This is a genomic window from Neptuniibacter sp. QD57_21 (genome assembly GCF_047778075.1).
Lineage (GTDB): Bacteria > Pseudomonadota > Gammaproteobacteria > Pseudomonadales > Balneatricaceae > Neptuniibacter.
Genome location: NZ_CP180549.1, coordinates 3,279,554 through 3,305,455 on the forward strand (window position 1 = coordinate 3,279,554; position 25,902 = coordinate 3,305,455).

17 protein-coding genes and 1 pseudogene are annotated in these 25,902 nt (G+C 45.3%); 12 read left to right on the forward strand and 6 right to left on the reverse strand.

Annotation, left to right across the window (positions count from 1 at the left end):
• Positions 1 to 828, reverse strand: coding sequence for a hypothetical protein (locus ACMXYS_RS14940; RefSeq protein ID WP_415896993.1), 828 nt, complete (start codon positions 826 to 828; stop codon positions 1 to 3).
• A gap of 44 nt (positions 829 to 872) precedes the next feature.
• On the reverse strand, positions 873 to 2,414 hold the full coding sequence (locus ACMXYS_RS14945) for a 2-isopropylmalate synthase (RefSeq protein ID WP_415896994.1): 1,542 nt from the start codon (positions 2,412 to 2,414) through the stop codon (positions 873 to 875).
• Between the two features lie 299 nt (positions 2,415 to 2,713).
• Between ACMXYS_RS14945 and ACMXYS_RS14950 the strand changes: the two genes are divergently transcribed.
• Entirely contained in the window at positions 2,714 to 3,865 is a 1,152-nt protein-coding gene (locus ACMXYS_RS14950; protein ID WP_415896995.1) for a MalY/PatB family protein, read from the forward strand.
• 3 nt (positions 3,866 to 3,868) lie between these two features.
• On the opposite strand, the gene ACMXYS_RS14955 is transcribed toward ACMXYS_RS14950, so the two are convergent.
• A complete protein-coding gene (locus tag ACMXYS_RS14955; protein ID WP_415882474.1) occupies positions 3,869 to 4,294 on the reverse strand; it encodes a hypothetical protein in 426 nt (141 codons plus the stop codon).
• A 17-nt stretch (positions 4,295 to 4,311) separates the two neighbouring features.
• Positions 4,312 to 5,280: an elongation factor P--(R)-beta-lysine ligase gene (gene epmA, locus ACMXYS_RS14960; protein WP_415896996.1), complete on the reverse strand. Its 969-nt coding sequence runs from the start codon at positions 5,278 to 5,280 to the stop codon at positions 4,312 to 4,314.
• Positions 5,281 to 5,469: 189 nt separating this feature from the next.
• Between epmA and ACMXYS_RS14965 the strand changes: the two genes are divergently transcribed.
• Positions 5,470 to 6,447 (forward strand): ion channel, encoded by a 978-nt coding sequence (locus tag ACMXYS_RS14965; RefSeq protein WP_415896997.1) that lies wholly within the window; start codon positions 5,470 to 5,472, stop codon positions 6,445 to 6,447.
• 54 nt (positions 6,448 to 6,501) lie between these two features.
• Here ACMXYS_RS14965 and efp read toward each other — a convergent pair whose 3' ends face one another.
• A complete protein-coding gene (gene efp, locus ACMXYS_RS14970) occupies positions 6,502 to 7,065 on the reverse strand; it encodes an elongation factor P (RefSeq protein WP_415882477.1) in 564 nt (187 codons plus the stop codon).
• 126 nt (positions 7,066 to 7,191) lie between these two features.
• On the opposite strand from efp, the gene epmB reads away from it, so the two are divergent.
• From epmB to ACMXYS_RS15010, 8 genes are all read left to right on the forward strand, one after another.
• Complete coding sequence (gene epmB, locus ACMXYS_RS14975; protein WP_415896998.1) at positions 7,192 to 8,205, forward strand: EF-P beta-lysylation protein EpmB; 1,014 nt, start codon at positions 7,192 to 7,194, stop codon at positions 8,203 to 8,205.
• Between the two features lie 119 nt (positions 8,206 to 8,324).
• Complete coding sequence (locus ACMXYS_RS14980; RefSeq protein WP_415896999.1) at positions 8,325 to 9,476, forward strand: hypothetical protein; 1,152 nt, start codon at positions 8,325 to 8,327, stop codon at positions 9,474 to 9,476.
• 351 nt (positions 9,477 to 9,827) lie between these two features.
• Positions 9,828 to 11,810, forward strand: coding sequence for an FAD-dependent oxidoreductase (locus ACMXYS_RS14985; protein ID WP_415897000.1), 1,983 nt, complete (start codon positions 9,828 to 9,830; stop codon positions 11,808 to 11,810).
• A gap of 15 nt (positions 11,811 to 11,825) precedes the next feature.
• Positions 11,826 to 13,136, forward strand: coding sequence for a cytochrome c3 family protein (locus ACMXYS_RS14990; protein ID WP_415897001.1), 1,311 nt, complete (start codon positions 11,826 to 11,828; stop codon positions 13,134 to 13,136).
• Positions 13,137 to 13,183: 47 nt separating this feature from the next.
• On the forward strand, positions 13,184 to 13,765 hold the full coding sequence (locus ACMXYS_RS14995; protein ID WP_415882482.1) for a DUF3365 domain-containing protein: 582 nt from the start codon (positions 13,184 to 13,186) through the stop codon (positions 13,763 to 13,765).
• 6 nt (positions 13,766 to 13,771) lie between these two features.
• Positions 13,772 to 14,125, forward strand: coding sequence for a c-type cytochrome (locus tag ACMXYS_RS15000; RefSeq protein ID WP_415897002.1), 354 nt, complete (start codon positions 13,772 to 13,774; stop codon positions 14,123 to 14,125).
• Between the two features lie 10 nt (positions 14,126 to 14,135).
• A complete protein-coding gene (locus tag ACMXYS_RS15005; RefSeq protein ID WP_415897003.1) occupies positions 14,136 to 14,936 on the forward strand; it encodes a group I truncated hemoglobin in 801 nt (266 codons plus the stop codon).
• Positions 14,937 to 14,947: 11 nt separating this feature from the next.
• The gene (locus ACMXYS_RS15010) at positions 14,948 to 15,913 is read left to right on the forward strand and encodes a 2Fe-2S iron-sulfur cluster-binding protein (protein ID WP_415897004.1); all 966 of its coding nucleotides are present in this window, start codon (positions 14,948 to 14,950) and stop codon (positions 15,911 to 15,913) included.
• 44 nt (positions 15,914 to 15,957) lie between these two features.
• Here the strand turns inward: ACMXYS_RS15010 and ACMXYS_RS15015 are convergent.
• Positions 15,958 to 16,224, reverse strand: a pseudogene (locus tag ACMXYS_RS15015) (DUF1820 family protein); the annotation flags it as partial.
• A 267-nt stretch (positions 16,225 to 16,491) separates the two neighbouring features.
• On the opposite strand from ACMXYS_RS15015, the gene ACMXYS_RS15020 reads away from it, so the two are divergent.
• Both ACMXYS_RS15020 and ACMXYS_RS15025 read left to right on the forward strand, forming a co-directional pair.
• Positions 16,492 to 17,121 (forward strand): hypothetical protein, encoded by a 630-nt coding sequence (locus ACMXYS_RS15020; protein WP_415897005.1) that lies wholly within the window; start codon positions 16,492 to 16,494, stop codon positions 17,119 to 17,121.
• Positions 17,121 to 25,886, forward strand: a complete 8,766-nt coding sequence (locus tag ACMXYS_RS15025) for a calcium-binding protein (protein WP_415897006.1) — start codon at positions 17,121 to 17,123, stop codon at positions 25,884 to 25,886. The genes ACMXYS_RS15020 and ACMXYS_RS15025 overlap by 1 nt, the downstream gene beginning before the upstream one ends.
• The last annotated feature ends 16 nt before the right edge of the window (positions 25,887 to 25,902 follow it).

Genomic DNA, 25,902 nt, shown 5'->3' on the forward strand with positions numbered 1-25,902 from the left:
TTAAGCAACGCTAGATTTCAGGTCTAACCAGATTTGACGTTTAATTCCCGGAAGCTGCATCGCTTCAGTCAAACTGTAGGTCGCAATCGCTTTAACGCCAGATTTAATCGTGAAGCTGATACCTTTAAGCTCTTCCAAGCTCTCTTTACGATCCATCACCATTTGAGCTGCAGCTTCACCAAAGAGAAGTACCGTTTGTACCTCTTCAGTTTGCAGTTCTTTTGACAGCTTATGCTGAACTGCACTAAGGGCCTGCTTATAACCCTGATCTAAGGTTTTGCTAGCAAACATCGGCCAAGGAAGCATAAAAGCAGCTCCAGCAGGACCTGATCGACCTAAAGCAGCCACGATGGCAGCAGCCAACTGTTGATAATTGTTAGCAAAATTACCTCCCTGAGGCGGTAAACTGTCCACAATCAACACGCTACCGATCCGCTGGAAGACAAGCTTAAAGACTGGTGCTTCATCCTGTTCCTGCGTTTGAACCTCATCAGGCTCAGCAACTACATCAGAACCCTCTGCGATAGGAACCACAGGTTTAGAAGCTGGTTTGTTAACCTCTTCTGACACTAAACCTAAAGCAGCGCGTGCTTCCGACATCCCCTGCTGCATAGTTTCAGGAGATGACTTTCTAGAAACAGGTGCTGTACTAGCTACATTTTGCTGCTGAGAGCGATTTGGAGAATCGAAAGGAATTTCTGGAGCGGGATACTGAAAGTCATCAACCCAATCAGGTGATGGTTTCGCTCCCGCGAGAGGGGCACAAGGTAGCCAGCTGGATATGCCCATTGCATCCAAATATTGATGCCTAAGCTGTTCTTGCTCCATAGCTACTACCTTGTCGTTACTTTACTTAAGAGCTCAATCCTCAATTAAACCTGAGGATGAGCTTTTTGAACGTTTGCATCCAGCATATTCAAAGCATGGATATAGGCTTTTGCAGATGCGATGATGATATCAGTATCCGCTCCTAGACCATTCACGATACGGCCGGCATTTTCCAAGCGTACAGTTACCTCACCTTGAGAGTCTGTTCCTTCTGTCACAGCGTTTACAGAGTAGATCTGTAAGCTCGCACCAGAATCTGCAATCATCTCAATCGCTTTAAATGCAGCATCCACTGGACCACCGCCAGTAGCTTCCGCTGTTTTCTCTTCGTCACCCACTTGCATCACAATCTTAGCCACAGGCGTCTCACCTGTTTGAGAAGTCACAGATAGGCTTGTTAGCTTGAACTGCTCACTGCTTGCTGTAGCGCGAGTATCACTTACTAGCGCCACTAGATCTTCGTCAAAAATCTCGCTCTTCTTATCAGCAAGTTCTTTAAAGCGAGAGAAAGCATTGTTTAGTTCAGAGTCTGTCGCAAATGTAGTGCCTAGCTCTTCTAAACGCGTACGGAACGCAGCACGGCCAGACAGCTTACCAAGCACCATACGGTTAGTATTCCAACCCACATCTTGAGCGGTCATGATCTCGTATGTTTCGCGGTGTTTAAGAACACCATCTTGGTGGATACCAGACTCGTGTGCGAATGCATTTGCACCTACGATTGCCTTGTTAGGCTGAACAGGGAAGCCTGTCACACTAGAGACTAAACGAGACGCCGGTACGATCTGAGTCGTATCGATATTCGTTTCAACGCCTAGGGTATCTTTACGGGTGCGAATCGCCATCACGATCTCTTCTAGAGAAGCATTACCTGCACGCTCGCCTAGACCGTTTACCGTACATTCAACCTGACGCGCACCGGCACCAACTGCAGCCAAAGAGTTAGCTACAGCTAAGCCTAAGTCGTTATGACAATGTACAGAGAAAATCGCTTTATCAGCATTTGGAATACGCTGGATTAGCTGACCGATTGTGTGAGCAAACTCACCCGGTACCGCATAACCAACAGTATCTGGGATGTTAATTGTACGTGCACCAGCATCGATTACTTTCTCGATGATGCGGCACATAAAGTCCAATTCAGAGCGGCTCGCATCTTCTAACGAGAATTCAACGTCATCAATTAGGTTACGCGCACGCGTTACTGCTTTTACTGCTTGCTCAACCACTTGGTCAGGCTGCATCTGCAGTTTGTATTTCATGTGGATAGGTGACGTTGCAATGAAGGTATGGATACGACCCATTGCTGCATTCTGAAGTGCTTCACCAGCACGGTCGATATCAGCATCAAGCGCACGGGATAGAGAACAAACGCGACTTTCCGTCACAGCTTCTGCAATCGCTTTTACCGACTCAAAATCACCCGGACTCGCAATAGCAAAACCAGCCTCAATTACATCAACACGCATCTTCTCAAGCTGCTTAGCTACACGCAGCTTTTCATCACGCGTCATTGATGCACCAGGGCTTTGCTCGCCATCACGCAAAGTTGTATCAAAAATAATTACACGATTGTCATTGCTCATAAGGTTTGCTCCAAACCGACTCACCAGCGATCAATACTTACAATTATCGCTGCTCTCTAAATTCTTTACAAAATCTGTATTCAAAAAAAGGACAGGAGAGCACTATACTGTTCAAAAAGCAGGGATAGTTTTCAACGCTATCGACAATAAAAACCAGTCTTAAAACTTCGCGTTGCTTTACTCTCTTGATAGCTCATAGCTACAGGGATTTGTGTGGTAATCCAATGCCCACCACTATAACGCCGGGCGGCTGTTTTGCAACCCGTGTTTTCGGCAAATAACGAACAAGTAGAGAGATCATGTCCACAGAGTTTGATTATCAAATCAACCGTAAAGGTACAGCGAGTCAGAAGTGGGAAAAATACAGTGATAGCGACATCCTACCTATGTGGGTTGCCGACACTGACTTTATGTCTCCGCCTGCCGTGATTAAAGCGCTACATGAACGTATAGACCACGGTGTTTTTGGTTACACTAATGTTCCTGTTGAGCTTAATGAGCTGGTTATTGAAAGGATGCAGAACTTTTACGACTGGGAGGTCAATAGCAATGACATTGTTTGGTTACCCGGTTTAGTTTGCGGTCTAAACCTCGCTTGTCGTAGCCTCGGTAAAAGTGGAGATACGGTTTTAACCCCTAAACCTATCTACCCGCCTTTTATGTCGGCTCCTCGTCTCTCAGATCGTGAGGTTTGCACACTACCTATGCAGGACATTGATGGCCGCAAGATCATCGATTTTGATGCGTTAGAGAATGCCCTCACCGAAAGAACGCGACTTTTACTGTTTTGTAACCCTCATAACCCCGGTGGTACGGTCTATCGCAAAGAAGAACTGGAACAACTTGCCGAGATTATTATTAAACACGATCTCTATATCTGCTCAGACGAAATACACTGCGATTTGATTCTCGACCAAGGGCTACAACATACACCTATTGCCTCACTCAGCCCCGAGATCGCGGCAAGAACGATAACGCTCATGGCGCCAAGTAAAACCTTTAATATCGCCGGTTTGGGTTGTTCTTTTGCCATTATTGGTAATCCGGAACTACGTAAGAAATTTATTAATACTAAGAAAGGTGTAGTGCCTGATGTGAACCTACTTGGGTACACTGCAGCTATTGCAGCTTATCAGGAAGGGGAAGCATGGAATCAACAACAGCTTGATTACCTCAGAGCTAATCGCGATTACCTACAAAAGGAGATCAATCAGATCCCAGGTCTAAAGCTCGCTCCAATTGAAGCCACCTACCTGGCTTGGATTGATGTATCAGGAGCGAAATTGACCAACCCTGCACATTTTTTTGAGCAAGCTGGTATAGGTATGTCTCCGGGAAGAGACTTTGGCGACAATAACTATATGCGTTTGAATTTCGGCTGCACACGAAGCACGCTCGAAGAAGCCGTTCGCCGAATTAAACGTGCACTAGTCAATGAACTACCAGCCTAAAACCTAAAGATCCAACTTAGACTCAATTAGTTTAAGAGCGCGTTTCAATTCATCAAAATACTGCTCCGCTGAGAAATTCAGCGGAGCAAAATCTCGATAATCCCAACCATCCTGTTTAGACCGAGCTGGATTATTCCAATTGTGCCAAGCAACGATATCTGAATAACAAGATTGCGTTAGGTTTAACTGCCAACAATCTATATCACCGCAGTTACACACAAATGGCGTCAATACGATCTCACTATCAGTACAAGCTCGCTGCAACATCTCTTTATTAAAACCACAGATGTAGGCGCCACTAATACTGCCTGCAAAAGCCGCTTCATAATCACTCACCCAATCAAGTAGTGGCTGATCATCAACCAAAATATCGCAATAGAGCCCAAGCTGGCTCTGATAACCACCGTAAACCAACTTAAACTCATTCATCGATTAACATACCCCACTTAAGCACGCGGCAGATCAAAAGGGATAACATTGGCTAAGGAAGATTCCTGTAGCGCTAACATCAACAACCGATCAACACCTAAGGCTACGCCAGCACAATCAGGCATTCCTACCTCCAGCGCGTCCACAAGACGTGTATCAAGAGGGCGCTGCGGCAGATCCAATGTAGCTCTTTGCTTTTGGTCAGCATCCAAACGACGCTTTTGTTCGACACTATCTGTCAGTTCGTAATAGCCATTCGCTAACTCTACACCTCTAACAAACAGCTCAAACCTTGCTGCTACAGTTATTCCCGCTGAATTTTTCCGCACTCGCGCCAATGCTGCTTGGCTTTGTGGATAATCCATCACAAAAATGGCATCGACCTGTTCAAGCTGTGGTTCGATCACATGAGACATCAATAAATTCAGCCATGTATCCGGATCAGAGTCATCTAGCTCGATATCTATATGCTTCCGCGTTTCTTTAATTAAGTCTTCTAAAATGACTTCTTCCGGCCTAAAACCTAAATAGCGGAAAAACAGATCCGAGTAGGTGATACGCTCTACTTGATCTAACTGTAAAACAGGCTTAATCAAGGCTTCAATTTCATCTATCAGGTCAGCATCATCAAAGCCCGGGCGATACCACTCCAACATAGTAAATTCAGGATTGTGACGACGACCATATTCGCCATTTCGAAACACCTTACTCATCTGATAGATCGGCCCACTGCCAGCAGCTAGTAAGCGTTTCATGGCATATTCAGGTGATGTTTGCAGATATAACTGTCGCCCTTCTGCGCCTAACGTTTCGCGGTAATCTACCTCAATGCTATCGATAAAAGGATCACTCACCGCACAGTTAGACATCACTGGCGTATCTACTTCTAATACACCTCTCTGCTTGAAAAAATCACGAATATATCCGAATAACTCGCCGCGTTTACGCAAGTTGTCTATTGAAGCTGAAGGCTGCCAATCATTCATACTGAAGTTACTTATTCCATCTAAAACCACTAGGCGTAACTTTATCAGCTTGCCCCCCTCCAATAAAAATTAAATCGATGAACCCACATACGTAACTGTCCATCTGTTTGGTCACTTCACTTATCCCCTTCTACACTTAAGTGCACTATGCATATCACCGAATAACGGTCGCTGTAGAGGTATGCAGCCATGACAACACCTAAAAACTGTTCTTATTGCAATCCAGATGGTTGGCAATGCAGTGAACCCGCCAATGACTCAGGCCTATGCTACTGGCACGACCCTTCTGTGGATAAAAGCCAGGATGAAGGCGTAAAGAACGCTGTGGAAAAATGGGCTCAAGCAGGCAAGCCTCTCGATGGATTTCAGTTAGCACGCGCGCAGTTGGAAGATATCAATTTGGTAAACCGTGGTAGCAAGCGCGGCTACCAATGTCGAGAAGCTGACTTTTACCGCGCGAATCTGCGCAATGCCCACTGTTTTGGATTAGACCTACGTGGTTCATCGTTGATGAAAAGTACTTTGGCAGGCGCCAACCTTCACTGTGCTCATTTAGAAAACTGTAATCTACTCGGCGCAGATCTCAGCCACACACGCTTGGAAAATATAGAGTGGGGGAAAGAGCTACAACAAGAAAGATTAGCCCTAAAAGCCTTTCAGCAGAACAACCCTCAAGAAGCCATATCTCTGTGCCAAGAAGCCGAAGAGGTCGCTCGTATTATTCGCAAACAATGCGAAAAAGAAGGGCTATTTGAAATCGCAGGTCACTTTTTTAAGAAAGAGATGAGGCTGCGGCGTTACCAGATGCCCCTATATAGCTCGCGGCGCATTATTTCAAAGGGGGTCGATCTGTTTTGTGGTTACGGCGAATCCCCTATCAGGGTCGTAATGTTTTCAGTCTGTCTGATATTGCTGTGCGCACTGGTGTATTTCTTTCTCGGAACAACCGCATCCAATCCAATCTACCCAGACAGCACCGGTGCCATAGCGATCTTCTTAGAATTCCTCAATGCGATTTACTTCAGCGTTGTAACCTTCACTACACTGGGCTATGGAGACATAGCACCTATAGGGCTCGCAAGGTTTGTTGCAGCTATTGAAGCCTTTTTAGGCAGTTTTACAATGGCGCTGTTTGTAGTGGTGTTCGTCAAGAAGATGACAAGGTAGGAGAAATAAAGTTAGGAGAGGAAAAGGGACAGAGTGATCTGCCCCTTAACAACATTACGCGCGAGAAACGTATTCGCCCGTACGTGTATCAATTTTTAGTACTTCACCTTCGTTGATAAACAAAGGAACGCGTACAACAGCGCCAGTGCTCAATGTAGCTGGTTTAGAACCACCCTGAGCAGTATCGCCTTTAAGGCCTGGATCTGTCTCAGTTACTTCTAACTCTACAAAGTTAGCAGGAGTCACAGAGATTGGGTTACCGTTGAACAAAGTAACCGTTACAGAGTCTTGCTCTTTCAACCATGGCTTAGCTTCAGCAACTGCGTTTTCGTCCGCACCTACCTGCTCAAAAGTATTTGGATCCATGAAGTACCATAGCTCACCATCGTAGTATGAGTATTCCATAGTCGTATCCATTACATCAGCCTGCTCAACGCTCTCACCTGATTTAAAGGTACGTTCCCAGATACGACCGGACATCAGGTTACGCAACTTAACACGTGTGAACGCCTGACCTTTACCTGGTTTTACAAATTCAACGTCAACCATTGCGCATGGATCGCCGTCGATCATTACTTTCTGACCATTTTTAAACTGGTTAGTAGAAATGTTGCCCATAATGTTCTCTGTATCTCTTGTAAGTTTTTCTCAACCAACAAACCCTGTTGATCGTAAAATTGACAGACATTCTACTTGAAAGGAAAATGCGAGCAACTTTCAGTCGTAATTCCGTACAAAAACATCATGAATTCTATTTCTAATCCCATTCCCGTCACGGAAGAAGCCGACTGGCAACAGCTCCTGAGTCACACAGTTGATGATCCAGCCGAGCTGCTTAAGCTATTAGATCTCCCCGCATCACTACTTCATGGCGCGCAACAAGGGAGCAATCTCTTCTCACTAAAAGTGCCAAAGCCATTTCTACAGCGGATAGAAAAAGGTAATCCAAACGATCCTTTGTTACGCCAAATTCTACCGCTAGATGCAGAAAGCGCGGATATTCCAGGCTATGTCACCGACCCTCTTGCAGAGATGGCTGCAAACCACAGTGATGGACTTATCCACAAATACCATGGTCGTGTACTGCTTATTCTAAGTGGAGCTTGTGCAGTAAATTGTCGTTACTGCTTTCGCCGCCATTTCCCCTATCAAGACAACCGCTTAGGTTCTGGGCAATGGCAACAAGTACTTGAGTACTTAAATGCAAATAAAAGCATTACCGAAGTAATTTTTTCAGGAGGCGATCCCCTTGCAACCTCGGATAAACGCTTATGCAGAATGATTACTGATTTAGAAGAGATCCCTCATCTAAAACGGTTAAGAATTCACACCCGTTTACCAATAGTAATCCCGCAGCGGGTCACCTCCGAGTTAACCACACTCTTTGCTAATAGCCGTTTCGATATCGCGATGGTTCTTCATGCCAACCATGCTAATGAACTGGATCAACAGGTTGAGCAAGCTAGCGCAGATCTAAGAACAGCAAACGTTACCGTCTTAAACCAAGCAGTGTTGCTCAAAGGCATAAATGACAGCCTAGCCGCGCTAACAGATCTGAGTGAGAAGCTCTTTCATTTCGGAATTCTACCCTATTACTTATTCACCCTAGACCCGGTAAAAGGCGCAGCTCACTTTGATATCCCTGACGAGCAAGCCATAGCGTTGCACCAACAACTGCAGGCAACATTACCGGGTTACCTAGTACCAAAGCTTGCTCGCGAGATTCCTGGCAAGGGTTCTAAAACACTGTTGTTCTAACCCCGCCGTTCTTACGAAAGGAAACTGAAACTTTTTCATATTCTTAGTTTCATCCTTTGCTTCCCTCGACTGCTGCCGATAACTATCGAATGGAGTAATTAGCACTAGAGGGTGAAGCAATGCGTATTGCCGCTTCTGATATTGCACTGGAGAGTGCAGCGCACCAATCAACCTATACCGAAATAAGAGAGCATCTAACCGAGGGGTATGTTCGCGCTGGCGATGCTTTCAATAAAGAGAACTTGGTCGAAGGCAGCCACAGGGAGCGGGTGGTAAAAGAGGTAAATCAAAGCACTCAAGCTAATGACTCAACCTATGCCGATTTCCGCAAACAGATGGAACGGGAAAATGTCGGTAAATACAGCCTTGATCAGCTAATCACAAAGACGACGGGGAGTAGCTCAAGTCTATTTGAGCTAAACCCAGAAGATAAAATCAAAATTGAGCTTCTAAAAAAGCTGTTTGAAAGCATGACAGGCAAAAGCTTCAACGTCGGCATGTTAGATGCGCAAGCTGTAGGAAATAGCGGTAACAATTCTACTACTGAGCAAGCGACGACATCCGCCAGCCAACTGAGTATTACTTCTGGCGAAGCCCTAGAACACGGCTTTGAATACAGCTACAGCGAAACCACGACCTCGACCGAGCAAGTCCAGTTTCAAGTCCAAGGGCAAGTGCGTACTGCAGACGGTCGGGTTATCGATCTTAACCTACAACTCAATATGAGCCGTTCACTCAGCGAGAATCACAGTTTTCAAATTCGTTTGGGGGCAGCGCTTAAAGATCCTCTCGTGATCAACTTTTCTGGCCAAGCCGCCGAACTTAGCGCCGATACAATTGAGTTCGATATAGATAGCGATGGTGAGCTGGATACCGTTCATCGTCTTGATGACTCGAGCGGTTATATCGCCCTCGACAAAAACAACAATGGTGCAATTGATAATGGTAACGAGCTGTTTGGCGCACAGTCAGGTAATGGCTTTAAAGAGCTCGCAGCCTACGATGATGATAACAACGGTTTTATCGATGAAGGCGATGCGATCTGGGATCAATTACGCATCTGGGTTCAGCACAATGATGGCAGTAGCAGCATGTTCACCTTAGCCGACAAAGATATTGGCGCTTTATATCTCGGTTATTCCCGTACGGATTGGGAGCTAAGTGCTGGCCAATATAGTGACGAAATGGCAGGAAAGATTCGTGCAACAGGCCTTTTTCTTACAGAGGAAGGCGAGACCGGCACCTTACAGCAGGTTGATCTAGTCGTGTAACTATAAAGCCTTTTGCTAACCCTTAAATCACGCTTACTAATTCCCCCCTCAATTTTATCCAAATTGGGGCAAACAGGTTAAATCATCCCCCTCAAAAAACCGCTTTTGCTCCTTTTTGGCACACCGACTACGTAACTTTTTTGCGCAGTTTTATTGCTATTTTTTTGACCAAGCTAATTTATGGTGCACAGCAACATAAAGAGCAATCCTATTCATACATATAAAAAACATTAATCTAACCTATTGAATTTAAATAGATTTAAATAAAAAAATGTACATACAAAACATTTTTGGCAAGCCTTTTGCTCTATAACTACCAAGGTCATTGAGTACGACCGAGGGGAGCAAATAATGAGCGAAGTACAACCAAAAGTGGGCAACGGTGCTGACAAATGGGATCAAGCGATCATTGTGGTCGGAGCAGGTCCTGTTGGATTTAGGTTTATTCAAGAGTTGCGCAAAAACGCACCTCAGGCACCCGTAATTTTATTTGGTAATGAACCCTACCTACCCTATGACCGCGTTCGCCTGAGCGCCTTACTTGCAGGTCAAGACTCCGCAGAAAACTTATTACTTCCACTCGATGAATTAGATAACGACCCTCTTTTCAAATACCTCTGCAAAGAGATCGTGTCGATTGATACTGAAAACCACAGCGTTACAGATTCAGAAGCTAATCATTACAGTTACGCCAAGCTAGTCATCGCCACGGGCTCTCGTGCACACGTTCCACATATCACTGGTGTAGATCTGGAAGGTGTATTCACATTCCGCAACATGCGCGATGCCGAAAAACTCAAAGCACGTACAACACGCAGCCAAGATTTAGTTGTGGTTGGCGGCGGCCTGCTCGGTTTAGAAGCCGCACGTGCCATGCAAGGCAATATGACCAACATCACTTTGGTCCAGCAAGCTAGCCGCATCATGAATCAACAGTTAGATGATGAAGCCGCTGTAATGCTACAAAGCCAGCTTGAATCTATGGGGATTCGCGTCATTGTCGGAGCCGGAGTTAAAGGTATAGTCGGTGATCAACGAGTAAAAGGGGTCCGACTGCGTGATGGCAAAACACTCAAGTGTGACTCTGTACTTATCTCTGCAGGTATCAAACCTAATATTGAGTTAGCGCGTAAAGCTTGGATCAAAGTAGGTACCGGCATTCGCGTCAACGATAGCTTACAAACATCTGATCCGGATGTTTACGCCATTGGTGAATGCGCGGAACACCGAGCCAAAGTTTACGGGTTGGTAGCTCCAGGCTTCGAACAAGCCGCTGTTGCTGCCAACCATATGACTCAAGGTGACAGCCAATATTTAGGCTCTCATAGCATTGCTCGCCTTAAAGTCGTCGGCGAATCCGTATTCAGTATGGGTAACGTCTTAGACGATCAGCCTTACGATAAAAATCAGTTTTTCAGCTACAAGGCCAAAGATGGCGGATATCGCAAACTAGCCATTCGCAAAGGACGAATTGTCGGTGCAATGGCGATTGGCGACTGGGATGAGATCCCTCGTATTCAGGAGCTGATCACCCACCAACGCCGAGTTTACACATGGCAGATTTTGCGCTTCCGCTTTACCGGAAACCTTTGGAATCCAGCGTCTAATAGCCCAGAAAACTGGCCAGAAACCGCAGTGATCTGTAACTGTAACAACGTGACTCGTGGGCAACTCAGCTACGCCATGGACCAGCAAGGCTGCTGCACCATGGAAACGATTGCCAAATGCACAGGCGCTACAACCACATGTGGTAGTTGTAAGCCACTTGTTCAACAAATTCTTGGCTCCGAAGCAGAGCAACAAGCCGCACCGGACAGCAGAAATTTATTGATCACCTCTTTAGGGGTATTAGCCGCATTGATCGCCTATCTTATGGTGCCAGCGTTTACTGTCAGCACATCCGTGCAAGACTCGATGCGCTTAGATCTTTTCTGGAACGATGGTTTCTACAAGCAAGTAACTGGGTTCACGCTGTTAGGCCTCACGGTTGTTGGCCTTCTTATGTCGCTTAAGAAACGCAGCAAAGCACTCAAGCTTGGCTCTTACAAACTGTGGCGCAGTCTACACACTATTTTGGCCCTCCTCTGCCTAGTCATTTTATTGGCCCATACCGGATTCAATAGTGGTCAAGCCCTTAACCAATGGCTACTGATCAATTTTTTACTCTTAGCGGGTTTAGGCATTGTGATCAGCCTCGCGATAGGCATGCAACATAAGCTTTCCTTCAATGTCGGTCAGCAACTGCGCAGCATCGGCTTTTGGGGTCACTTGCTACTGAGCTGGCCTCTTCCAGCCCTTTTAAGCTTCCACATTCTCAGTGTTTACTATTTCTAGGTCGGAGAGATATTCATGAGTCGTAAATTATCTATCTGGCTTGCTTGGTTAGTGCTTTGCTTTTCGCTGGCAGGCTATTTTGGTTACCAGATGTTCTTAGAAGAACAGAAGCCTGACTTCATAATCGGTGAAGCGACACACGGTCACCATCAGATCGAAATGAGTTGTGATACTTGCCACACCGATCCTTTTGGTGGTGAAGAGGTCATCCATGATGCGTGCTTAGGCTGCCACCAAGAAGAGCTGAAAACCTCCCACGATTCACACCCAATCAAAAAGTTTACCGACCCACGTAACGCTGATCGACTCGAAAAGATCAATGCCGTGAGCTGCGTGACCTGTCATGGCGAACATAAACAAGATCAAACCTTCGAGATGGGTGTAACGCTACCAGACGACTTCTGTTACGAGTGTCATGCAGAAATTGCCGAAGAACGACCAAGTCATGAAAGCATGGGATTTGACACTTGCGCCTCGGCAGGTTGCCACAACTATCACGACAACCGCGCACTCTATGAAGATTTCCTTTTGAGCAACAACGAAGGCCCGATGATCAAAGCGATGGCCCAAGTTTTAGCTCGAACCGGTACGCAATCAATCGAACGTAAAGCAAGTCTATCAATAGATCAGGCTGATGCGCCTTCTGCCTCGCCTGAACACCTTAAAGAGTGGAGTGAAAGCATCCATGCGACAGCTGGTGTGAACTGTACCAGCTGCCATGCACCACAAGGACAAGCATGGCAAGACGATCCAGGTCTTGCCGCATGCAATAGCTGTCATACCCACGAAGAAAAAGGCTTTTTGGCAGGAAAGCACGGTATGAAACTATCGGTAGGGTTGGGCAAGATGTCTCCAGTCACCGGTCGAGCCGCTTTCCACGAGAACGCTGATACAACAGGCCTGGACTGTGCAAGCTGCCACGATGCTCATAAACCTGAGCCGAAGCTCGCTGCTGTCGAATCCTGTACCAGCTGTCACAACGATACCCATACACAAAACTACGCGAATTCACCTCATGCAGAACTTTGGAAGCAAGAGCTAGAAGGCGAGCTGCCTGCAGGCAGCGGCGTGGCCTGTGCGACCTGTCATATGCCGCGCGAAGTGCACAAAGAGTTTGGTGAAGAGGTCGTTCGCGTACAGCACAACCAAAGCATGAATTTACGTCCGAATGAAAAGATGATCCGAAGCGTTTGCATGGATTGTCACTCCCTTTCATTCAGCATCGACGCTTTGGCTGACGAAGTACTGATTGAAAACAATTTTAAAGGGCTACCTTCTCAAAACATTCCGTCGATCCAGATGGTTTTAGACCGAGAAGCTAAATAGCCCTATACCGATTTACTTATGAGAACTTGGGGAACGAGGAAAATACTATGCTGAAAAAAGTAACTTTAGCCACTGCAATAGCGGCAACTGCACTAGCAATCACAGGCTGTCAGGAAGAAGAGAAAGCGGTTGGTATCGATCCAAGCAAACACACTGACGCACTCTTCGCAGTAATGAATGCTGACCGTACTAACTACACAAAATACATTGTTGGTCGTCTTGGCCCTAAAGGAGCTGATGCCGTTATGCCAGTTGAGCACTGGAAAGATGTAGATAACGGTGTACCACTTCCAGCGCAGATGTTCCGTTTAGGTTATGAATCTGTATCTGAAGTAACGGATGACTTCACATATTCCCTCCAGTCAATTTGGCCAATCAATTCACAAAACGCCCCACGTACTGACATGGAGAAAGAAGGCCTTGAGTACGTTGCCAAAAACCTAGGTAAAAATTTCTACGGAACAGAAACATTAGGTGGCAAAGACTACTTCACTGCGGTTTACGCGGATGTTGCTTCTGTAAAAGCCTGCGTGAGCTGCCACAACGGTCATAAAGATAGCCCTAAAACAGACTTTAAACTCGGTGATGTTATGGGTGGTGTCGTTATTCGTGTACCTCTAGGCGAGTAATCACCCATGTTTAACGGTGCTCTGATGTCGCTATTCACACTAATCCTAGTGTCTTTTATCGCCACAGGATGTGATTCAAGCGAGACAACAAAGACTGCTTCTCTGTCTCCCGAATTGCAACAAGGGAAAGAGATCGTAGAGGGCCGATGCTTTGCGTGTCATGCACAAAGCATCAACGGCGCTCCTATCGTTGGCAATAAAAAGATGTGGAAAACGCGCGCGACTCAGGGCAAGGCCGTTCTGGTCGAACATGCCATTAATGGTATTGGCCTGATGCCAGCTAAAGGTGGTTTTACAGATCTTTCTGACGAAGAGATCAGCTTAGCAGTTGGCTACATGCTTTCACAAATCAAAGAATGAGGGATCTAACATGGGTTGTTTCTTCAGCAAATTGAAATCAATTTTCGGCGGGGCTAAGTGCCCAGCCTCCCTTTATGAACGACTAGGCGGCGAAACAGCGGTAGACGCTGCTGTGGATATTTTTTATCGCAAAGTGTTGGTAGATGACCGCATCAGCCACTACTTCGATGATGTTGACATGGAAGGTCAAGCCGCAAAACAAAAAGCCTTTCTAACCATGGTTTTTGGTGGCCCCCACAACTACACCGGCATGGATATGCGCGAAGGTCATAAACACCTCAAAGGGCTAAACGATAGCCACTTTGATGCGGTCGTTGAAAACCTAGCCGCGACCCTAACTGAACTGGGTGTTGGCAGTGAAGATATCGGCGAAATTGCAGGTATCGCGGAAAGTGTAAGGGATGATGTTCTTAATCACCCTAAAGAAGGCGAGAAGGTCCAAGAGGAAAAAGAGATGAGTTTATACGAGCGAATTGGTGGCGAAGCAGCGGTAGATGCTGCCGTCGATATTTTTTACCGCAAAGTGCTTGCTGATAACCGTATCAGCCACTACTTCGATGATGTAGATATGGATGGCCAAGCAGCCAAGCAAAAAGCCTTCTTAACTATGGTCTTCGGCGGCCCACACAACTACACCGGACAAGATATGCGTGAAGGGCACAAACACCTTAAAGGACTTAACGAAACCCATTTTGATGCGGTCGTTGAAAACCTAGCCGCGACGCTGACTGAACTCGGCGTGAGTGACAGTGATATCGGCGAAATTGCAGGTATTGCCAGCAGCGTTAAAGACGACGTGCTTAATCGCTAAGGAGTCACAACATGGTAAGCGTCAGATTTGAAGAGGCTGATATTACGGTCAAAGAAGGCTCCAACCTTTTAGAAGCCTTATTGGATGCTGGTCACGACATTCCCAATTCATGTCGTGCTGGCGCTTGCCAGTGCTGCATGCTCCAAGCGACAGAAGGTACGCCACCAGCTGATGCTCAAAAAGGCCTTAAAGAGACTCAAAAGCAACAGGGCTACTTTCTGGCTTGTCGCTGCCAGCCAAATACTGCAATGAGCGTTCAACGGAATGCGCAAGTATCCTCAACCGAAGGGATCTTAATCAGTAAGCAACAACTAACGGACTCCGTTCTGCAACTCAAACTAAAAGCAGATATCGATTACTTAGCAGGACAATATATCAATTTAGTTCGTCATGATGGATTGAGCCGATCTTACTCAATCGCCAGCGTAAAAAACCTCGATGACCATATAGAACTACAGCTACGTATTTTTAAAAATGGGCAGTTTAGCCAATGGGCACTCAATGAATTTGTACTGGGTGAAAGCATTGAGCTACAAGGGCCATTTGGCGACTGTTTTTATACCAAAACGGATCTCAACCAACCGATCCTTATGGCGGGTACCGGTACTGGGTTAGCCCCTCTTTATGGCATTGTCAGAGATGCCTTACAACAGGGTCATACCGGCCCAATCAGCTTATTCGCTGGCGCTAAAAATAGCGCAGGCTTATACCTAGTCGAAGAGTTAAAAGCGTTGAGTGAGCACTACGAAAACCTCACTTATTATCCCGTTGTGCTCGAAGAAACCAGATCAGAACCAGACGGTTGCGAGATCGGTGATCTCAATGCCGTAGTCAAAAACAGGGTACCAAATACCAAGGGCTACCGAGCTTATTTCTGTGGTTCCGAAGATCGCGTCAAAACATTACGTAAACAAACATTTTTGGCTGGTGCCAATATGCAGGATATTTACTGCGACCTGTTCACTCCCTCGAGTTAGGTAACTTGCTAGCCTAACTCCACAAGCCGGCACTGCCGGCTTTTTTAATTCTTTTGCGGTGCAGGGCTTATCGGAAATGCCGCGATGGTGCCTTTTGCCTCAGAAACTTTAGCAACGCCTTCGTTCTCCACCTCGTCGATGCGAACAATCGCATGGGAAGGAATATAAGAGCGCTTCACACCACTAAATTCAGTTTTGAGTTTCTCTTCACCTGGGTCGATAACGAGTTCAGAGCGATTCCCAAAGACCAACTCTTCAATCTCTAAAAACCCCCACATGTCGCTTTGATAAACATGCTTCGCATAGAGTTCAAGCTCTTAATCTACATTAATAACAACGTTCACTCAAAAATACATTCTTATACCCTAAATTAATGATCATCAATTCAAAAAAATATGATTGAAATTAGATTAAAATAAAAATATATTACATATTAATAACATTGATAAGGATTTCAATAAAATGCTTTATGGACAAGATAAGCTCCCCTCCCTAGCACCAAATAACCTCCCCCTTAAATTCTATAAAATTCAATAAAAATGAAAGCAATCCTAACATTTATTCTGGCTTTTTTCACAATGCAAACCTATGCAGATAGCATAACGTACAATAAAGCCAAATACTTCTACAAAAAATCAGATATTCAACTTAGTCTATCCAGTTTAAAAAATACCACAATAAAAGATGGACTAAGCTTTTTAAAAAATAGAACAGGGGAGAAAAGCTGTTACTTAGAAATAAAAAAATCTGACAACATTATAGTATGCGAACATAGAGAATCACCCGATAACTGTAAATGCAACATTTGGCACTGGTATATTATTTTAAATACAAACAATGAGTTAATTGAAAGTTTCAATATAAAATTAAGTCTCGACGGTTTAGATCTAACAAAGAACATTCCAAATAGTCAGATAGAAAACTTCCAACTAAGCGATTATAAAAATAGAAAAATAGCTACCCTAGCCCTACTAAAAAAACATCCAATTGGAAGCCAAACAGAGAATTTATTAGAAACTCTTAAAAACAGCAACGCCAAAATACAAAAAAAAATTAATAAAGGCGAAGAATCGATCCACTATTTATACAGAAGGAGACAGATAAATGATCTTAATGGATGGCATATAACAGTCAAATCTTCAAAAAGCAGAATACAAAATATAACAATATCTAGAGACGAACTAACAATTAAAAAAGGGAATTTATAATGGCGAGCATTCAAATTTGGTCTAAGGATGTGCCGGGCACAGAAAACGGAGTTGTTACTCCACCTCAACATACCTACCTCATCTTTGAGTACGACAATGGGAATAAAAAAATTCTAAGAGGGGGCCCTGGCGGTATTGGCGTAGCGGGACTTTCAGATATTGAAGTGGTTTTTGAGGAATATTCTGAATCTATTCATGGCCAAAGGGAATTTAATGACTGGGATTCTATAGGCACCCATACTCAGGGGGATACTGTATGGACAGGAAGTAATAGCGCTTTAATAGATCTAGAAAATGAAGCAAAGGCTTTTAGAGATAAAATAAACCAAGGGGACTATGACTATTATGCTCTTCGCCAAAACTGCCATACAGTAACTGCAAATTTCCTTACGGAACAAAATCTATCCACAAATGATATCACACAACTGTTTAATAACTTCGATGATGAATACCTATTCCCTGCTGATGAGAACACCTTAACTGAAGATAAATTCATCGATTTCTTAGATAAATCGTTTGAAAATTTTGCTAACGAAATTGCACAGCAATACGAAAACCTTACTGATAATTACAATCAATTTTGGACTGAGATAAGTAATTTATATCAAGAGTTCCAAAATTTAAAAAACTCCACTAGTGACTGGCAGGACTGGGAATTTGGTATCAATCCAGATGCCAATGTAAATTTTGATGGTGCAGTTAACTTCACCCCTGCACCTCCTAGACGCCGTGACCCTCTAACCCTCGACCTAGATGGCGATGGTATAGAAACTCTAGCTTTAGATGGTTCCATTGTATTTGATCATAATGCTGATGGCCTTAAGCAAGGCACAGGCTGGATCGCCTCCGATGATGGCTTGCTAGTGATGGATCGCGATGGCAACGGTACGATTGATACAGGCCGAGAGCTGTTTGGCGACAATACACTGAAATCTGACGGTTCCATGGCAATTGACGGCTTAGATGCCTTAGCCGACTTAGACAACAACGCTGATGGCCAAGTAGATGCTGCTGATAGTGATTTTGAAAACCTACGCGTATGGCGCGATCTAAACTCAGACGGTATTAGCCAACAAAATGAACTATTTACACTACAAGAACTAGATATCGTCAGTATCAACACTCAAGGTGAAGAGGTTTCTCAAGATCAAGGCAATGGCAACTTAATTAGCAAGGTTACCTCTTTTATTAAAAGCGATGGTTCTGTTGGAACCACTGGATCTGTCTCGGAGCAAGAACAACTGGCGGTGGATGTAGACCTTGCCACCGATCCCTTCTTCCGTGAATTTACAGATTCGGTACAAATTAGCGAAGAGAACTCGACTTTACCGGATATGCAAGGCTCAGGGGCAGTAAGGGATCTGCGCGAAGCCGCTCAACTTGATGCAAACTTAGCCTCCACATTATCCGCCTATAGCGCACTAGGCTCTATGGCTGAACAAAAGTCTGCTATTCATGGTTTACTTCGCTCTTGGGCTGATTCTGCAGACTACGATGATTTTGTCGAACGCATTAATAAAACCGTTATAAACAACCTAATCCATCTTCAATTTAAACTACGTGAAGAGGATTCCGGTCCAACCGGTTTTACTTCTGATGACTCAACCAATAATGTAATTTCATTGGAGATAGACGATGCCATTGATAATGAAGTCAGCTCCGAACTTGAAGAAGCCATAGCTCAGATCCGCATTCTCGAGGTATTTACTGGCAAAAAATTCTTTGATTTTAACGATACAAGTTCAGACGAAGAGACCTCTGTTCAGTTTGTTATTGGTAACCGCAGAGTATCACGTGGAATTATAGGTTTAAGTACCACATACACCATTACCGCAAACGACCTTGGCTTAGAGCAACAACGCATCAACCTCATCAATCAATCCTATGATGCGCTTGTAGATTCAGTGTTTGAAGCTTTGCTTCCACAAACTCTATTCAAAGAATATTTAGATGCTCTAGAACTAAGTATTACGGATGGTGATCTTGGTATTGATTTTACAGGCCTTGAAACTGTAGCCGCAGAAAACTTTGCAAATGACCCTGTAAATACTGTCCATAACCTTCTGGAACTCTATAGCCAGAACAACAGTCTATTTGAAGGGTCAGGCTGGAACCCTTATACCCACCTAAGAGACCTCGCTGATACCACGCAAGATCACACTGATGAAATCAACGCGCTCTTTGATTCTTACAAGATCAATATTCTATTGGATGGTATTGAGTCCGGTGAAGCAATTGGTCATTCCGTACTAGTAGGAAACAATCTGGACAACACCCTAACAGGTGGCAGTGAGTCGACCTCTTTTTGGGGAGATGAAGGCAACGATACTATTCAGGCTGGAGACGGTAATGACAGTCTAAATGGTGGTACAGGTAACGATACACTTACCGCACGTTATGGACATAACAGACTATCCGGCGATGCCGGTGATGACACCTTAAGCATTGAGAGATATAGCAACGGATACAACCAACGTAATCATAACAACACCTTAATTGGTGGTACCGGCAACGACCGCTTAGAAGGCTGGACCAGTAAAGATACCTATATCTTTAACCGTGGTGATGGTCATGACACCATCAATGATTACAACAACTACAACTACGGTGGTGACGATAAGATCGTCTTTGGTGAAGGTATCCTACGCGAACACGTCGTCGTATCCCGTACTGGCAATCACATCGTCTTAACCATTAATGACCCTGACGGTGTAGCTGATGATCAGATCATCATTGAACACGGTGTCACTAACAGTAAATATCGTATCGAGACACTCGAGTTTACAGATGGTTCTGTCATGACTTCCTCCGAGATTCATGCGCTAGCTGTTGAAGTGCATGGCACAGAAGGTGATGACGCTTTGGTCGGTACAACCGTCAACGATAAGCTATACGGTGAAGGCGGTAACGACACACTGACATCTCGCAAGGGTAACAACCTATTCTCTGGCGATGCGGGTGATGACACCATCACGGTCGAACGTTACAGCAATGGCTATGACCAACGAAATTACAAAAACACCTTGATTGGGGGCACCGGTAACGACCGTTTGGAAGGTTGGACTACTCAAGATACCTATATCTTTAACCGTGGTGATGGTCATGACACCATCAATGATTACAACAACTACAACTACGGTGGTGACGATAAGATCGTCTTTGGTGAAGGTATCCTACGCGAACACGTCGTCGTATCCCGTACTGGCAATCACATCGTCTTAACCATTAATGACCCTGACGGTGTAGCTGATGATCAGATCATCATTGAACACGGTGTCACTAACAGTAAATATCGTATCGAGACACTCGAGTTTACAGATGGTTCTGTCATGACTTCCTCCGAGATTCATGCGCTAGCTGTTGAAGTGCATGGCACAGAAGGTGATGACGCTTTGGTCGGTACAACCGTCAGCGATAAGCTATACGGTGAAGGCGGTAACGACACCCTGACATCTCGTATGGGTAACAACCTATTCTCTGGCGATGCGGGTGATGACACCATCACGGTCGAACGTTACAGCAATGGCTATGACCAACGAAATTACAAAAACACCTTGATTGGGGGCACCGGTAACGACCGTTTGGAAGGTTGGACTACTCAAGATACCTATATCTTTAACCGTGGTGATGGTCATGACACCATCAATGATTACAACAACTACAACTACGGTGGTGACGATAAGATCGTCTTTGGTGAAGGTATCCTACGCGAACACGTCGTCGTATCCCGTACTGGCAATCACATCGTCTTAACCATTAATGACCCTGACGGTGTAGCTGATGATCAGATCATCATTGAACACGGTGTCACTAACAGTAAATATCGTATCGAGACACTCGAGTTTACAGATGGTTCTGTCATGACTTCCTCCGAGATTCATGCGCTAGCTGTTGAAGTGCATGGCACAGAAGGTGATGACGCTTTGGTCGGTACAACCGTCAACGATAAGCTATACGGTGAAGGCGGTAACGACACACTGACATCTCGTATGGGTAACAACCTATTCTCTGGCGATGCGGGTGATGACACCATCACGGTCGAACGTTACAGCAATGGCTATGACCAACGAAATTACAAAAACACCTTGATTGGGGGCACCGGTAACGACCGTTTGGAAGGTTGGACTACTCAAGATACCTATATCTTTAACCGTGGTGATGGTCATGACACCATCAATGATTACAACAACTACAACTACGGTGGTGACGATAAGATCGTCTTTGGTGAAGGTATCCTACGCGAACACGTCGTCGTATCCCGTACTGGCAATCACATCGTCTTAACCATTAATGACCCTGACGGTGTAGCTGATGATCAGATCATCATTGAACACGGTGTCACTAACAGTAAATATCGTATCGAGACACTCGAGTTTACAGATGGTTCTGTCATGACTTCCTCCGAGATTCATGCGCTAGCTGTTGAAGTGCATGGCACAGAAGGTGATGACGCTTTGGTCGGTACAACCGTCAACGATAAGCTATACGGTGAAGGCGGTAACGACACACTGACATCTCGCAAGGGTAACAACCTATTCTCTGGCGATGCGGGTGATGACACCATCACGGTCGAACGTTACAGCAATGGCTATGACCAACGAAATTACAAAAACACCTTGATTGGGGGCACCGGTAACGACCGTTTGGAAGGTTGGACTACTCAAGATACCTATATCTTTAACCGTGGTGATGGTCATGACACCATCAATGATTACAACAACTACAACTACGGTGGTGACGATAAGATCGTCTTTGGTGAAGGTATCCTACGCGAACACGTCGTCGTAACCCGTACTGGCAATCACATCGTCTTAACCATTAATGACCCTGACGGTGTAGCTGATGATCAGATTATCATTGAACACGGTGTCACTAACAGTAAATATCGTATCGAGACACTCGAGTTTGCTGATGGTTCCATCATGACTTCTTCTGAGATTAACAGCTTAGCGCTCGGCGTATATGGCACTGAAAGTGATGACACACTTATAGGCACTACAGCGAATGACTTCCTTTCTGGTCTCAAAGGTAACGATACGTTGATATCACGGATGGGTAACAACCTATTCTCTGGCGATGCGGGTGATGACACCATCACGGTCGAACGCTACAGCAATGGTTATGACCAACGAAATTACAAAAACACCTTGATTGGGGGCACCGGTAACGACCGTTTGGAAGGTTGGACTACTCAAGATACCTATATCTTTAACCGTGGTGATGGTCATGACACCATCAATGATTACAACAACTACAACTACGGTGGTGACGATAAGATCGTCTTTGGTGAAGGTATCCTACGCGAACACGTCGTCGTATCCCGTACTGGCAATCACATCGTCTTAACCATTAATGACCCTGACGGTGTAGCTGATGATCAGATCATCATTGAACACGGTGTCACTAACAGTAAATATCGTATCGAGACACTCGAGTTTACAGATGGTTCTGTCATGACTTCCTCCGAGATTCATGCGCTAGCTGTTGAAGTGCATGGCACAGAAGGTGATGACGCTTTGGTCGGTACAACCGTCAACGATAAGCTATACGGTGAAGGCGGTAACGACACACTGACATCTCGCAAGGGTAACAACCTATTCTCTGGCGATGCGGGTGATGACACCATCACGGTCGAACGTTACAGCAATGGCTATGACCAACGAAATTACAAAAACACCTTGATTGGGGGCACCGGTAACGACCGTTTGGAAGGTTGGACTACTCAAGATACCTATATCTTTAACCGTGGTGATGGTCATGACACCATCAATGATTACAACAACTACAACTACGGTGGTGACGATAAGATCGTCTTTGGCGAAGGTATCCTCCGTGAACACATCGTCGTATCCCGTACTGGCAATCACATCGCCTTAACCATTAATGACCCTGACGGTGTAGCTGATGATCAGATCATCATTGAACACGGTGTCACTAACAGTAAATATCGTATCGAGACACTCGAGTTTACAGATGGTTCTGTCATGACTTCCTCCGAGATTCATGCGCTAGCTGTTGAAGTGCATGGCACAGAAGGTGATGACGCTTTGGTCGGTACAACCGTCAGCGATAAGCTATACGGTGAAGGCGGTAACGACACACTGACATCTCGCAAGGGTAACAACCTATTCTCTGGCGATGCGGGTGATGACACCATCACGGTCGAACGTTACAGCAATGGCTATGACCAACGAAATTACAAAAACACCTTGATTGGGGGCACCGGTAACGACCGTTTGGAAGGTTGGACTACTCAAGATACCTATATCTTTAACCGTGGTGATGGTCATGACACCATCAATGATTACAACAACTACAACTACGGTGGTGACGATAAGATCGTCTTTGGTGAAGGTATCCTACGCGAACACGTCGTCGTATCCCGTACTGGCAATCACATCGTCTTAACCATTAATGACCCTGACGGTGTAGCTGATGATCAGATCATCATTGAACACGGTGTCACTAACAGTAAATATCGTATCGAGACACTCGAGTTTACAGATGGTTCTGTCATGACTTCCTCCGAGATTCATGCGCTAGCTGTTGAAGTGCATGGCACAGAAGGTGATGACGCTTTGGTCGGTACAACCGTCAACGATAAGCTATACGGTGAAGGCGGTAACGACACACTGACATCTCGCAAGGGTAACAACCTATTCTCTGGCGATGCGGGTGATGACACCATCACGGTCGAACGTTACAGCAATGGCTATGACCAACGAAATTACAAAAACACCTTGATTGGGGGCACCGGTAACGACCGTTTGGAAGGTTGGACTACTCAAGATACCTATATCTTTAACCGTGGTGATGGTCATGACACCATCAATGATTACAACAACTACAACTACGGTGGTGACGATAAGATCGTCTTTGGTGAAGGTATCCTACGCGAACACGTCGTCGTAACCCGTACTGGCAATCACATCGTCTTAACCATTAATGACCCTGACGGTGTAGCTGATGATCAGATCATCATTGAACACGGTGTCACTAACAGTAAATATCGTATCGAGACACTCGAGTTTACAGATGGTTCTGTCATGACTTCCTCCGAGATTCATGCGCTAGCTGTTGAAGTGCATGGCACAGAAGGTGATGACGCTTTGGTCGGTACAACCGTCAGCGATAAGCTATACGGTGAAGGCGGTAACGACACACTGACATCTCGCAAGGGTAACAACCTATTCTCTGGCGATGCGGGTGATGACACCATCACGGTCGAACGTTACAGCAATGGCTATGACCAACGAAATTACAAAAACACCTTGATTGGGGGCACCGGTAACGACCGTTTGGAAGGTTGGACTACTCAAGATACCTATATCTTTAACCGTGGTGATGGTCATGACACCATCAATGATTACAACAACTACAACTACGGTGGTGACGATAAGATCGTCTTTGGTGAAGGTATCCTACGCGAACACGTCGTCGTAACCCGTACTGGCAATCACATCGTCTTAACCATTAATGACCCTGACGGTGTAGCTGATGATCAGATCATCATTGAACACGGTGTCACTAACAGTAAATATCGTATCGAGACACTCGAGTTTACAGATGGTTCTGTCATGACTTCCTCCGAGATTCATGCGCTAGCTGTTGAAGTGCATGGCACAGAAGGTGATGACGCTTTGGTCGGTACAACCGTCAACGATAAGCTATACGGTGAAGGCGGTAACGACACACTGACATCTCGCAAGGGTAACAACCTATTCTCTGGCGATGCGGGTGATGACACCATCACGGTCGAACGTTACAGCAATGGCTATGACCAACGAAATTACAAAAACACCTTGATTGGGGGCACCGGTAACGACCGTTTGGAAGGTTGGACTACTCAAGATACCTATATCTTTAACCGTGGTGATGGTCATGACACCATCAATGATTACAACAACTACAACTACGGTGGTGACGATAAGATCGTCTTTGGCGAAGGTATCCTCCGTGAACACATCGTCGTAACCCGTACTGGCAATCACATCGTCTTAACCATTAATGACCCTGACGGTGTAGCTGATGATCAGATCATCATTGAACACGGTGTCACTAACAGTAAATATCGTATCGAGACACTCGAGTTTACAGATGGTTCTGTCATGACTTCCTCCGAGATTCATGCGCTAGCTGTTGAAGTGCATGGCACAGAAGGTGATGACGCTTTGGTCGGTACAACCGTCAGCGATAAGCTATACGGTGAAGGCGGTAACGACACACTGACATCTCGCAAGGGTAACAACCTATTCTCTGGCGATGCGGGTGATGACACCATCACGGTCGAACGTTACAGCAATGGCTATGACCAACGAAATTACAAAAACACCTTGATTGGGGGCACCGGTAACGACCGTTTGGAAGGTTGGACTACTCAAGATACCTATATCTTTAACCGTGGTGATGGTCATGACACCATCAATGATTACAACTACTACAACTACGGTGGTGACGATAAGGTCATCTATGACGATATCACTGACATCGCCGAACTATGGTTTGAACGCTCAAACAATGATTTAGTAATCTCGACTGTAGGTACTGATGATTCAATCACGATCCAAAGTTGGTACTCTTCCTCAAAACATCAAATTGAAACAATAGAAACGAATGGCCACACTTTGGATCACTCAAAAGTTGATGCATTAGTACAAGCTATGGCCGTATTTGATGCACCATCGGGAGCTGGGGAAGAAATACCGCAAAACATTAAAGATCAACTGCAACCCGTCCTCGCAACTAGCTGGCAGGCTGCAGGATAATCATGTGGTAAGGGGC